Origin of the sequence: Psittacicella hinzii (assembly GCF_003585885.1) — a bacterium.
In the GTDB taxonomy this organism is placed as follows: domain Bacteria; phylum Pseudomonadota; class Gammaproteobacteria; order Enterobacterales; family Psittacicellaceae; genus Psittacicella.
In genome coordinates this window covers 1-14,183 of the sequence record NZ_NRHC01000063.1, presented here as the reverse complement: position 1 = coordinate 14,183, position 14,183 = coordinate 1, and the positions used below count along the sequence as shown (strand labels likewise).

Annotated in this window: 9 protein-coding genes; 2 read left to right on the top strand and 7 right to left on the bottom strand. The window is 35.0% G+C overall.

Annotated elements, in window-relative coordinates:
* From CKF54_RS05215 to rpsF, 5 genes are all read right to left on the bottom strand, one after another.
* Positions 1–836, bottom strand: an 836-nt coding sequence (locus tag CKF54_RS05215) for an MFS transporter (protein WP_119525306.1), incomplete at its 3' end; no start/stop codon positions are given.
* Positions 837–1,566: 730 nt separating this feature from the next.
* Complete coding sequence (gene rplI / locus CKF54_RS05210; RefSeq protein WP_119525305.1) at positions 1,567–2,016, bottom strand: 50S ribosomal protein L9; 450 nt, start codon at positions 2,014–2,016, stop codon at positions 1,567–1,569.
* An 18-nt stretch (positions 2,017–2,034) separates the two neighbouring features.
* Entirely contained in the window at positions 2,035–2,256 is a 222-nt protein-coding gene (rpsR, locus tag CKF54_RS05205; protein WP_119525304.1) for a 30S ribosomal protein S18, read from the bottom strand.
* Positions 2,257–2,429: 173 nt separating this feature from the next.
* On the bottom strand, positions 2,430–2,762 hold the full coding sequence (gene priB / locus CKF54_RS05200) for a primosomal replication protein N (RefSeq protein ID WP_222987526.1): 333 nt from the start codon (positions 2,760–2,762) through the stop codon (positions 2,430–2,432).
* A gap of 20 nt (positions 2,763–2,782) precedes the next feature.
* Positions 2,783–3,124, bottom strand: a complete 342-nt coding sequence (gene rpsF / locus CKF54_RS05195; RefSeq protein WP_119525302.1) for a 30S ribosomal protein S6 — start codon at positions 3,122–3,124, stop codon at positions 2,783–2,785.
* A gap of 1,219 nt (positions 3,125–4,343) precedes the next feature.
* On the opposite strand from rpsF, the gene CKF54_RS05190 reads away from it, so the two are divergent.
* On the top strand, positions 4,344–4,634 hold the full coding sequence (locus CKF54_RS05190; RefSeq protein WP_119525301.1) for a putative quinol monooxygenase: 291 nt from the start codon (positions 4,344–4,346) through the stop codon (positions 4,632–4,634).
* A 249-nt stretch (positions 4,635–4,883) separates the two neighbouring features.
* On the opposite strand, the gene CKF54_RS05185 is transcribed toward CKF54_RS05190, so the two are convergent.
* Positions 4,884–6,218 (bottom strand): MFS transporter, encoded by a 1,335-nt coding sequence (locus CKF54_RS05185; RefSeq protein ID WP_119525300.1) that lies wholly within the window; start codon positions 6,216–6,218, stop codon positions 4,884–4,886.
* A gap of 653 nt (positions 6,219–6,871) precedes the next feature.
* Positions 6,872–8,203: an MFS transporter gene (locus CKF54_RS05180; RefSeq protein WP_119525299.1), complete on the bottom strand. Its 1,332-nt coding sequence runs from the start codon at positions 8,201–8,203 to the stop codon at positions 6,872–6,874.
* Positions 8,204–10,657: 2,454 nt separating this feature from the next.
* Here CKF54_RS05180 and CKF54_RS05175 point away from each other — a divergent pair.
* Complete coding sequence (locus CKF54_RS05175) at positions 10,658–12,814, top strand: NAD(P)H-dependent oxidoreductase (RefSeq protein WP_119525298.1); 2,157 nt, start codon at positions 10,658–10,660, stop codon at positions 12,812–12,814.
* The last annotated feature ends 1,369 nt before the right edge of the window (positions 12,815–14,183 follow it).

Below are 14,183 nucleotides of genomic sequence, written 5' to 3'. Positions count from 1 at the left end.
AAAGAAAACGGGAAAATAGGGTAAAGGAAAACGTTAGCAAAGCATAGTAACCAAATTACTTTGTTAAATAGCACATACTTAACAAATGTTTGGAATTTAGTTAATTGCTTTTCTTCTACAGCACGATCTTCTTCTGATTCTTTTTCGTTAAATAACTCTTCAGCTGTACCTAAACCATAAGCTTCCGGAGAGTCATTACCGATACATAAACCAATCACCCCGATCACTAAAGCAACAATTGATGGGAAAATAAACATCCCAATCACATGCCCATCAAAGAAGTATTGCGCCCCGAACACCGCTACTAGGGCAGCACCTGCACCACCGATGTTGTGACTCATGTTCCATAGACCTAGGTAGAAACCACGACGTGATTTTGGTGTCCACTTAGTAATAGTTGCATAAGAAGACGAACCACCTGTCGATTGGAATAAACCAGAAATCGCATAGAAAGAGATCATTAGGTAAATTGCAATACTACCACCACCTAAAGATGCTGAAAAACCTAGCATACAGATAGCAGAAAGCACTAGCATTAATGGTAAGAACTGTTTTGTATTTTTACCATCCGCAAAATAACTTACTACTGTTTTACCAATCCCGTAAGCAATCGAGAAACCTAAACCAATTAAACCTAATTCTGTTTTTGTTAAACCATAAGTAGTGATTAAATCATTTTGGGCAACGTTAAAATTCTTACGAATTAAGTACATTGCCATGTAACAAGTAAACACCACCAGATATGATTGCATAAATGGTTTAAACCACATTTTACGGCGTACTTCAACCGGTAAATCTAATGTCGGTTTACGTACTTGTTCTAAAAATTTAAACATTAATAAAACCCCAATTATAAAAACAACCCGAATATTATACAACAATTAGAGGCTTCTAACTCACTAGACAAGCGGGGATAAACCAAAAGCATACTAAGCAAACTTCGACTATTTGACTTAACCCAAATTTACTTTAAGCTAAACAAATGCTGAAGCATATACTACAACAATTACAGCTAGTTTAATTTTGAACCAAGAGGAACCAAGAAGCCCCCAGTTACCGAACAAATAGGCAAAATTAAACTTTTGATTTTTAATAATTTTAAACTGAAAGGAAGGGGTAAGGGTTAAGGAAAAGGAATAAGAAGGGGAGAGGTTTAGAAACGGTTTAGGAAAGGTTAAGCAGAGGCAAAGGATAATTACTCAAAAAGTACGAGAGTAAATTGCTATGGGCAAAGCAAACTGCAATCACTAATAAAAACTTGGATAGATGACTAATTTAGTAAACTATCAAGCAAAAACTTCAACTACAGGAGAGAAAAAAATCAGGTTATGGGTAAAAAGAAGATTCTGCTGTAGAAAAGAGAAATTTTAGCTAAGGAAGAGATAACTTCTAGCTATAGAAGAGAAAATTATCAGTTATGCAAAGAAGCCCCTAGCTATAGATTTGAAAAATAAAAAAGAACAAGCTCCTTGCCTCATACTACAAGTAACTTATTCTTCAGACAGAACACTAAAAAATTTTAAACATGCTTAACCCCCTGATTTCTCAGGGGGCTAATAAAGCTAATTAACGAGCAACTACATTTACATGTAATTGAGCGTTCACATCAGCGTGTAAGTGAACAAGAATTTCGTGTTCACCTAATTCACGGATTGAACCACCGTTAACACGTACTTGTGATTTTTCTACTTTAACACCGTATGCATCTAATACATCAACGATATCACGAGTAGTTACAGCACCGAATAAACGACCTTCAGAACCAGCTTGAACACCGATTTCTAAAGTACCGATTTCAGCAATTTTAGAAGCAACTGCTTGAGCTGCTGCTAATTTTTCTGCTGCTACTTTTTCTAATTCAGCACGTTGTGCTTCAAATTTAGCACGATTTTCAGCTGTAGCTAATACTGCAATTTTTCTTGGTAATAAGTAGTTACGTGCGTAACCGCTTTTTACTTCAACTTCAGTACCAACTGAACCTAGATTTGCTACTTTATCTAATAAAATAACTTTCATTGAAATGTCTCCGGTTGATTACTGATTGTCAGTATAAGGGATTAAAGCTAAGTAACGTGCACGTTTAATTGCACAAGCTAATTGACGTTGAGTTTTAGCATCAACACCTGTTAAACGACTAGCAACGATTTTACCAGATTCGTTTACGAAGTTTTTTAATGTAGCAACGTCTTTGTAGTCAACTGCAGAAACTAATTCTGGTTGACGTACCATTTTACGACGACGAACAAAACGAGCCATTTGGCATTGTCTCCTAATTAATAAATCTTTACAATGATTGTTGTTTGGTACGGGCTAGCATATCACCCGCTCTAAAATATCTCACTTAATATAAATAAAGTTCTCTCTTTATTTAATCAGATTTGGAATATCTCTGACACAGTGGACTATTGTCAAGCGTAGAAAAAAACAAATTATGCTTCTTCCTCGTCCTCATTAAATTCAACAATCTCTACTTTTTGGGCGTGTAAGATGAGTTGAGTATCACCTTTGCGACTTTTGTGCGCTGAGATGAACCCAGTACAACGTACATTTGTACCAATTGTATATGAGTCTGTTTCGTTTACAAGCTCTTGACCGCTAACTAATACAGCTAATCTTAACCACACTTTTCGACGTAAACCTACTTCTTCAAAGCGCTCTGATTGGTGCTGCATAGTCCATTGGCGGTGAGGTATTCCAGATGGAGAGATAATCTTTTGTGGCTCTACGCAAATAGTGCCATCAATTGTGATTTCGTTTTCCACTTTCAATACTCTCTTATAAATTATTCAGCAACTACTTTGTCTTCGCTTTCTTTAGCTAAAGGTGATGGAGTTGTGATAGCTTCATCTATGCGTAATACTAAAGAACGGATTACTGCATCAGAGTAACGGAAAGAGTTCTCTAGTTGGCTGATAACTTCAAAAGTAGTCTCTACGTTCATTAAAACGTAAGTAGCCTTGTAGATTTTATTAATTGGGTATTCTAAATTACGACGACCCCAGTTCTCTAAACGGTGAACTTTACCACCTTTTTCAGTTACCATTGCAGTGTAACGTTCGATCATTGCAGGAACTTGTTCAGATTGGTCTGGGTGAACCATAAATACGATTTCGTAGTGACGCATTACTGATCCTTACGGGTAAAAGCCTTTGAGATAGCTCTCATATCTATATAAAGGCAAGGATTAAAAACAAGTGAGAGCCGAAATAAAATTTCAGTTAAAAATTAAAATCAACTTAATCTCTGCAAAATACAAGACAACAGCATTCTTTCTAAAACTAACTCATTTGAGAGAGTTTTTCTCCGAAAAAACACTAAAATAATTATCTTGAGATTTTTTAAGAATTAAATCGACTGACATATTATAGCAGATATTTTTCTTCTTTGCTAATTTTTTATTTGTTTTCTCGTAAAATAATTTCAGCAGAGGTTAGCTAAGCAATATCAGCAGAGATTAGCCAAGCAATATCAGTATAGGTTAGTTAGGCAATATCAGTAGAAGTTAATCAAGCAATACAAGATTTTTAGACAAAAGAAAAAAGCAAGTGGAAACACTTGCTTCTAGCCTATTCTACTTTCATTGTGTCTTGAAATACGTCCTAAGAAAACGTATTCACTAATTTATTGCTTGCATCAAAATATGCTCAACAATAAATGCTGGTGAAGTCAACAAAGCAATTTAATACAATAAGAGAACCTGATTATTACGCTTAGTAATCATCCCGCTCAATTACCTATTAAATGGAGATGTGCTTTATTGCTTCAAATGGGAAAAGCATGAAAGGCTCATGGCCTTTCAATGCTAATTGAAATAAGATTAAGAAGATTTAATTTTGATTTAAGGAATTGTAATGAATAGAATTTAGAAAAAAGAACTATCCTTTACTAAATGTATTTTTATTATAGAGAATAAAAATCACTTTGTAAATAGCTAAGTGTTTACTTACTCATTATTATCTAGCTCAAAACTCTGTAGTTTACGCAGTTTCACCGAAACAAGTGGTAAAAAATTTTTTCACAATAACCATGTAATCATATAAGGTTATTACTGTAATCCCTGTAATTGATATTTTCCTGAGCTATTCATTTCTCCTTTACAATACCTAGAAAACAATATATAAAAACTATGATCATAGCCTAACAGTTCTAACAATCATAACAATTAAGTAGCCATAGTAGAGTATAGGAACAAGTAGAAACAAGAAGATGGGACATTAAGTTACCAAGCACTAACTAAAGTTTAGCTTAGCTAGCTCCTCGTCTAACTTAATCCTCTGCTAAAAAGAATAAAACTTCTCTAAGTGTTATAATAAAGAGAAGTTTACAAACACAGGAGTATTTATATGATCGCTGTTTATGCAATTGTAAAATTACAAGCAGGTAAAGAAGGACAATTTGAAGAAATTGCTAAACCTTTAATTGAAGCTTCGCGTAAAGACAAAGGTTGTGTTTCTTATAACTGCGGTAAAGTTGCAGGTGAAGACTACACTTATACCTTTGTAGAACAATGGCAAAGCCAAGAAGATCTGCAAGCACATATGAATACAGATCACTTCTTAACTGCAATTCCTCTAATTCAAGCAATCTCTGCCGCTGACTTAGAAGTTAGAGTAGTTGAGTATTTAGTTGACTAATTAGCTTTCTTAGATATACCAAACTTAGGGGAAAAGTTACACCTACACCTTACTCAAAGGAAAAGCGCTTCTCTAAGAAACGGTATGACAAAAATAGCAAAAGAAAAAGAGTTAAGCCAGAGTATTTCGACTCTGGCTTAACTCTTTTGTTGTTTTTGGAAAACCAATTTGTAGGTTTTGGTTCTTAGTGAACCACTTTGTTGGTTTGTGTGAGCTGTAAACCAACTTACAGGCTTTAGTAAGCCAAACTTAAGAAACCGTTGCTGGAGCTTTTTTGTCCGAGCGAGTTTTCCAAATTAAGTTATAGCTGTAAGATAAAGCTGCAGCAACTGCTAATGAAGCAGTAGCAGCAATTAATAAAGTCTTACCACCATTAATAGGTAAGTGACCTACGAGCGTAACAATTACCCCACCTGCTAGCATACGACAACCATTGATCATTGAACTTGCCGTACCTGTCATATGTGGATAACGCATTAGGTAGATCGCCATAGTGTTACCAATTTGTAAACCGTTAAATAAACAGTTAGTCACTAGACAACCAAGGATTAACCACAGGTTTTGATAAGTAAGGATAACGATTAAGTTAAACGCTAGGGAGATCAACTGTAACGTTGTACCAATTAACCACATTTTAATTGGTGAAGCACCACGACGTAAGAAAAATTGGTTTACTTGAATACCAATCATTACTGCCACCACAATAGGTAGAGTAATGTAACCAAAGTGCTCACTAGAAATGTGGTAAATGTTAATTGCAATTACTGGTAGTAAACTTGGTGGACCAACAATTACCAGCATGTAACAGATGTTTAATAAAATTAACCAAACTGAACTTGGTGTTAGTAAGATCGAACCATAGTTCTTAATAATACGAATAGTATTAAATGATTGACGTTTTTCTGGATCTAAAGTTTCTGGAACTTTAATAACATACAGAATTACGGCAAAGATAATAGCAATTGAAATTGCGTGGAATACCCATGCCCATGAAGAGTGAAGGATAATCCAACCTCCAATTAACGGAGCAATTGCTGGGGTAAACAGGAATAAGGTGATTAACCAAGAGTTGTACACTACGAAATCACGCGGGGAGAAGATATCTTTAAGTACTACTGATGGTACTGCTGCCATACCAGCGTAAACAATCCCTTGAACTACCCTTACAGCAAGTAAGTGGCTGTAAGTATCTACCATGGTTGCAATGAAGTTTAAAATTATCGCCAATACCCCACAGAAGATAATAATACTTCTACGTCCAAAACGGTCGATAGTTGGTCCCCAGAGGAAAAGACCAATTCCGTTACCAATCACAAAGTAAGGAACGATTTGCTGGATAGCATTGCTATCTACTTTAAAATCTTCCATTAGCTCATTAATCCCCGGTACCATAGCGTCATTTGCTAATCCAGAGAACGCTGAGAAGAAAACTAAAATCATTAATAGAATAGGCACTTTTGGAATACGCTTTCTTAGCTCTTGTTGGAAAGGCGTAATCGCATCAAAGCCAACGTAGGTACTTGAAGCCTGACCTACCGTCTCGTTTGTTGTTTGCTCTTTACTCATAAAATTAATATTTTTCATTTAATTATTAAAATTTGCCTCTAGATTATGCCCTCAATCTTTTGCATTGTAAAGAGTTATTTTTACTAACCTAAGGGGATTTTAAGATATCTTCGAAGAAGATTTCTTTAGAAAAAAACTAAACACACAAAGAAATAAAGGGACATTATTGGGTAAAGGCAAAGAAATTTATCTTTACCATCTTGAAATAACTTATCCTTAACATCTTGAAGCTTCTTAACATCTTGAAGCTTCTTAACATCTTGAAGCTACTTCACCTTGAAGCTACTTCACCTTGAAGCTACTTCACCTTGAATACCCAAGCAGCTTATCTTCGACTACTTCAAGCTACTTACCTTTAAACCACTTCAAAGTTACCACTAACCCACAAACAAAAATAGCGTCTTCTTGCTCTATAACAAGAAGACGCTATTTTGCAATTGTAGTAACCTTACCCTTGTAAAGTTACAAAGTTGTAAAGTTGTTCTGCTGTACAGTTGTACAACTGTACAGTGTTAATGTAGCACTACCAACTTGTAATACTTGTAACACTATCAACTACCTCTTTCTTCCAAAAGTAGATAGTAGCAGCTTACAAGTTCAAGTTTAAGTTTAAGGAGTTAGCTTACTAGCTTACTAGCTTACTAGCTTACTAGCTTAAACTTAAATTGCCGTTACTTTTTCTCTGCTGTCTCTTCAGGTTGATTAGTTGCTAAGTGTTTGCTTGACTCATCAACTTTCCACAGACGATTGAAGATAATACTCATCACCATACATATTAATAAAACAATTGCATTGGTAATTAGTAGAGTTGCTCCACCTAAACGATCTAGATGTGAGAAGTAGGTTACAATCATTCCCGCAACAATTAGACGAATAGCCGTCATAATTGAAGTTGCAGTTCCTGTCATGTATGGATACTGCATTAGGTAAATTGCGAACATATTCCCTAATTGGAAACCATTGAAGAGTACGTTTAAGCACAGAGCAAATAAAATGGTATTCACCCCTAGGTAGTTGTAAGCAACTACAAAGTTAACAATGGTTGTTACCCCTTGCGCTACTGCACCAAATAACCAAAGTTTTACTGGTGAATAGTTACGGCGAATAAACCATTGGTTTAACTGAATACCAATAATAATCGAAACGATTAAAGGTAAGAAGTAGTAACCAAAGTGATCTGGATCTACCCCGTAATCAGTAATGTAAATTGCTGGTAATAACGTTGGGAAGCTAAAGATCACTACCGAGAACACAGAGTTCAATACTATTAACCATAAAGAACGAGGACTTGTTAAAATCGTGCCGTAGTTCTTAAAAATACGTTTGGTATTAAACGGTTGTTTTTTCTCTGGATCTAAACTCTCTGGAATAAACAGCATATAGCAAATGGTCGAAATAATGATCATTGCACTAATAATGAGGTAAATCCAAGTCCAGTCTAACTTAACTAAAACAATCCCACCAAACAGTGGAGCAATTGCTGGAGCAAAGAGGAACAACGTCATTAACCAAGAGTTGTAAATTACAAACTCACGTGGTGAAAACACGTCTTTCAACACTATTTGAGGCACAGCTCCCATGCCAGAGAAAACCATTCCTTGGAAAATACGTACCGCAACTAATGAGTTGTACTCATGAATTACTAACATACTCAAGTTTAAAGCAACCGCTACTAAGGCACAAAGAATAACAATTGTCTTACGCCCAAAGCGGTCAATGGTTGGTCCCCAAATAAACTGTCCAATTCCCATACCTAAAACAAAGTAAGGAACTATTGCTTGAATGTGCGCTTCATCTGTATGGAAGTAGTTTACTAGATCATTAATCGCTGGAGTAATAGCATCATTTGCTAACCCCACATAGCCCGAGAAAAATGCCAAAATAAACACTAACCACGCCGTTGGTGGCATGCGCTTACACAATTCTATTTGATAAGGAGTTACCGCGTCAAAACCTTGGTAGGTTGTCGAGGCCTGTCCTTGAGGAACATTATCATTTTTCATAAAAAACTCTTAAACCTAATCCACTAAACATAAAATAAGTTTTTTACAACTATCTGCATATAACAATATATTAGGTAAAAAACTAGTAAGCTATTATACGCCTATTATTTGCACTTTGCTGTATTTAGCAAAAGATTGGTTTACCACTTCTAATTTCTATTCTAATTTCGAAATGAAAGAGAGGGGTAACAAAGATCGGTTAGCTAGAATAAGTTAGCTAGAATAAGTTAGCTAGAATGGTTAGCTAGAATGGGTTAGCTAGAATGGGTTAGCTAGAATGGTTAGCTAGAATGGTTAGCTAGGGCAGATAAGTACTTATTGATCTTAAATTTCACAAAATAAAAAAGTTTATAACTTTTATTGTTTTATGTGTTACAATAATACACGGTCATTTAAGTGGTTTCAGGTTTCTATGTGATGTGTAAAGTGAGTTTATAACTGGTTTATTACCGTTTATAAATTAAATATTAAATGCGAAACCACTTTTTTTCATGCCTAAAATTTGTGAAAGTGTTATTTGCGTCCATTGTGTCACTACGTGTGTCGCTAAGTGTTGCAATTGCCTCTGTAGGCTTTTACAATAGATCCCACCCTCAACTACTAACAATAGCCTTGCCAAGCTTTTACAATTGCCTCTCTAAAAATTTTGCAATTGTCTTGCCAAACATTTGCAACTGCCTCTCCAAACTTTTACTGTTACCTCTCTAAACTTTTACAGTTACCTCTCCAAACTTTTACTGCTGCCTTTCCAAACTCTTACAACTACCTCTCCAATTTTGCAATTTCCCAGTTCATATTGTTTCACTAATTTTTGCCCCTGATATTTTTATTTAAATTTTTCACATTCAAAAAAAAAATGCAATATTTTTACTCATATTTTGCAGGTAAATAAAAAAATAGAAGCCTAAAATCGAACTCTTCAAAACGCTGAAAATATTAGATAAAATCTATACAAAATACAAAAAAGCCCACCTCATATGTTATGAGATGGACTAGTTGCATATTGGTTATATAATTATCTATTTCCGAATATTATAATATTCATCTTTAAATTCTGCACAACTTTTTTTAATGGAGTTTTGAGAAAACAAATAGTTTCTATCCTAAAATGGTTAGATTGTCTACAATAATTTACATCTGGATCATAAAAATATTTTGCAAATTCTTAGCTTAACCTGATTTTTTGTAAAACTATTTTGCATTTCTCGTCTAACAACTTCTTCTTATCGTTTCTATCCTGCAGATATATCCCACTGCATATGCACGCTTCCTCAGACTTGTCTACCTTGTATCACAGCCTATCCAAAAAACCTTTTTAGTTCTCTAACCAAGCACAAAACCATGTTAAATGTACAAAACCATGTTAAATGTACAAATATTTTTTCCTCTTTGATGAAATAAATGTAAGCCAAGAAAACGGTAAACCTTTATAATTAAAGAATAATCTTTAAAGATTACTTCTAAGACAATGTTTGATTGTACTTATGGAAAAAACTTTTCCATTTTATCCTTGACTTAGATCTTTTACCTGATGACAAAATTTAGTAGTAACCAAGAACTAGAGACAATTCCCTAAATCTCTCTAATTCCTTAATTTCATCTCTAACGTGGAAAAATTTAGCTAGGCTAAATCTCTAAGAAGTTTAGCTATCTTGCCAGATCCCCAAACTAACTAAATTTTTCTTTGTCATCAAGCTTACAAGCTAATAGCTAATACTTGATAGCTAATATCTTACAGCTATTGGCTGGTAGCTAATATTGCAGATTCGTCCTTCTTGATTTCTACCTTAGATAAGATAGAAGATAGGGAGATAGAAGATAGAGAAGCTTATCTTTGCAATCCCATATCTTTGCAAAACGAATCTAATCCCTTAAGCTTTATTTAAGCTTAAAGGTTGCCGGTACTGGATACGCAGTACTCCACCAATAGATTTTGGTGGTGTATAAAGTAGTGGATAAAAGTAACAAAGTTAGGTAAAAAGTTAATAGCACTTACCTCCTACCTACGGACATAACTGCTCGCTAGTGTAGTGTATAAAGTAGGTATAAAGTTGTGCATAAAATTGCACTTACCCTTATATAACTACTTATCCATATATAACTACTTACATTAATATAACTTGCGTTAGATCCCTAAAGATCCAGTAGGATCCGTAGTATCCATAGCTACCTACCAGCAAAACACTCCAAGCTTAAACAAAGTTAACTGCTTAAAGTAAAAAGCAAACCTACCTGCTTGTGCTAATCTTGAGCTAATGATCTAATAAGACAGTAATACCTACTTTAAAGCAAACTTCCAGCTTAAAGCAAGGCTACCTGCTTCAAGCAACAAGTAAAACTAACTTTAAAAACAAAAACTATTGAGACGCTATCACAGTTCTCAATTCTTGTTTCTCCCATCTCCCACTAGGGTGCAGAGCAACCCTATTTAACTCTTAGTATCGAGGACGTTTTATGTTAAACGTTTTAGTTTTAAAATCGACACTACAACCAAATAACTTCTCGCAAACTGATTGGCTTTTGAATCAAGCCCTACAGACTATGGTTAGTGCTGTCGAGGACTATAACACCCAAACAGATTTAACTTATCAATACATCAACCTAGATAAGTTTAATCTCATTTACCAAAAATTTACCCCTTACATTCTTGAAAGGTTTAACCACGAGTTAAATCTTAGTCAACACGACACTAAAGAAAACTTTAGTCAGGCTGTTATTAATTTTTTGCAAGAACGTGGTTTAGATAAACTGGTTGAAGTTGTATCTGCGCAAGATCGTAATCTAGATCTAAGCATTACTGACTTTACGCAACAAACTCTTGCAGAGTTTAGTTTATTCTACAACCAACTCCTTGAATGTGATCCAGCTAAAGTAAAACTAATGGTGCGTGATGTAGATGCTTTACCGTTTAACTACACTTACGGTCATCTACAAGTAACTGATCAGTTCAACCCTTTACGTCTAAACCTCCGCTCACAGTTTTCGCAAAAATTTGCTGAGTTCAATTGGTTTGGGGAAACTGCAACTAGTGCTCTAGCTAACGAGTTCAATGATTACTACCTTAGCAATATCTTAAAACCTTTTTACCAACAAAACCTTTTACCTCTAATTAAAGGGGATAAAACTCGTTTTATCTATAGCAACAAACAAGACGTACAAATGTACTTTGAGTTGCTTCATGCTGGTCGTTCAGTGGCTAACCCTGAAGAGTACCCACAAATCCAACACCCAGAGTTATTAAACGCTCTTTTTGATCCATGCTATGCAGATCAAGCATTTAACCACTTGTACCATGAGCACTTAAACCGTGTACGTATTCCAACTTACAATGGTTCATGGGATCAAATTCTAAAACAACATGTTGGTTTTAACTTTAACCGTACAACAGCAGAAGCTTTAGCGAGTAAAGTTTACTCAATCGGGATTTACAAATACCGCGTTAACAGTGCACTGTCGCGTGACTTCCCTGAAACTCATCCAAGTTTAGCTTTAGCGCAAGCTAACAATATCATTAATGAGTTTTTACAAGCGGATCTAATCTTTGTCGCTTGTCCGGTATATAACCACAATATCCCAACTAAGTTAAAGAACTACTTAGACTTTTGGGTAAGATCAGGAGTAACCTTTAGTACTGACGCTCCAGAAGAATTTGCACGCAGTCAATTCCCTGTGCAAAAACGTTTCTTTGTGCTCTCGGCAGCTGGTGCGGATAACTATTACAAAAATATGCTAGCTGAGTTCTTCGAGAACTACACTAGCTTTATCAATGCTAAGTTAGAAGCTTTAGTATACCGTCCATACTCAACTAACTTACCATGTGCAAATCTTGATCCAGATAACTGCAAAGAACAACAAATTGTTAGCCAACAAACGCTTGATATCCTTGAAGAGCAAGTTTACAAAGGCGTAACTAGTTACTTAAAAGAACGCCAACAATACTTATGCTCACATCAAGCTCTGGCTAACCATCCGTCAGGTCAAAGTCTGGCTAAACAAATTTCCCTGCGCAATGACTTAGGTCCACAACTTTGTCCACTGCTTGACGCAACCAAACTCCCGTTTGAGCTTGACAAGCAAGGGGAACAAGACAATAGCCCACAAGCTATTGCTGCGCAATTAGCGCATGGCTTACCACAGCATTTAAATGACTTTAGCGGCGTGTACCTCTGGGGTACTTACTTTAGACAGGCTGATAATCAACCTCTAGCACAAGCAGAGCTTCAATCTAAACCTGATCTAGTAATGCACTTAAGTCGTGCAAGTGTGGATTACATCCACTACTGCCTCGAACTAGAGCAAGACCAACGTAGCTTTAATAAAGTACGCGACCTTGCAAGCATTACTCCTGTAAGTTCTCAACTTTGTCCAAGTAACTGGTTGCAAGCAAGTAGCTATCCAATTGATCTGCTAGTTGCTAAAGATTACGAACGTGTAATTTTTTACACTAGCTTAAATCAATACCCTGTACCAGAGTTTACTGGTCAGCAGTTACTTGCAGCTTTACAGCTTCAAGCAACCTACTTCAAAGTAAACCAAGGACAAAGCAAAGTGCAAAAATATGTAAAATCTGTACAAATCCCATTAGAAGAAGCTGATGAGATTCTTGAGTAGTTTACTCATCTACTTTTTAATCTAACTAATTGATTTTAAGTAGAAATATACAGACAAAGCATTAACTTTATTATAAAAAAGTCACAATTAAGCGCATTTTTTTGTATAATTTTAGATGTAAAAATTATCATCTACCTGCTTTTTTGTCGATTGATCAACAATTTACTGTAAAGAGAACTTATCTCTTTAGCTTACTTAACTTTGATTACTAAGCCTGAGATTATCTCTGGTAATCTTTAGCTATAATCTTTAGTTACAATCTTGAGCTATTGAGGGGTTAACAGCTCTCTGCTCTCTTTGTGGTAGACAAACCCCTTGAGTTTTTAACTCGAGAAGCTGATTATCTGTAATTAAGCAGTGGACAATAATTTTTGCATCGTTAATAAAGAGACTATATAAAGAAATTAATCAAATTTCTTTCCTAAGAAGACCAAGACAACTTGGTCTTTTTTTCTTGCTTCCCAACCTAAAAATTAGTATAATGCTTATATTCCTTACAAATAGTAAGCTTTACTCTTAGTTAAAACCTCGGGTTGTAACTAAGTGTAACCTGTAATTTGCAACTAAAGTAAAAAGTAAAACAAACCTTACTTTGCAAGGCTTGTAACTTACTTTGAAATACTTGTAGCTTACTGTTGCAACTTACTGTTGTAACCTACTGACTTACTATGACAAAAAAGCCTATTCGCGTTCAAATCTCATATCCTAATTAGCTAGTTGCTAGCTAACCTATACAGCTAATCAATATCTCCTTTTTACAGCCTAATTTTTATAATAAACCTACTAACTTTATAAAAATCTTATAACTTAATAACTTTTACTTATTAACGTAAGAAATTAAAATCTTTGTGAGAACAAACCTCTATTTGTTTACTTTACTTACCTATTGTTGAGTAACAGTTTAGTAGTAGCAGTTAATCCTAGTTATAAAACTAGTTAAAACAAACCTAGGAGCTACAACTCAACAGAGTAAAAGCTGAGAGTTTGTACATATTAAAAAAGAAAGTCCCCGGTTGATAAAACTAGATGTTGCAAAACTAAATGCTACAAAGCTTAGTCTTGCAAAGCTAAATGTTGCAATGCTAAATCTTGCAAAGCTAAATGTTAGGAAACTAGTTATCAAGGTATTGAAAGGAAAGATCAGATATTGAAAGAGCAAAGATAACGGTGGCTGTTATCTAAAAAGAAAAGAGATTTGTTACGTTTTTATGGGAAGAGGAACTATAAATTTTGAACTTTAAGCTTTAGTCTTTAAGCTAAGCTTTAAGCTTAATTTGAGGTGCTTTTTAGGTTTAAGCTTCTTGAATTAAGAGCAAGAGCCTCTTTAGTAAAAGGATTTTTGTGATAATGAGCTTTTGCAATAAAGAGC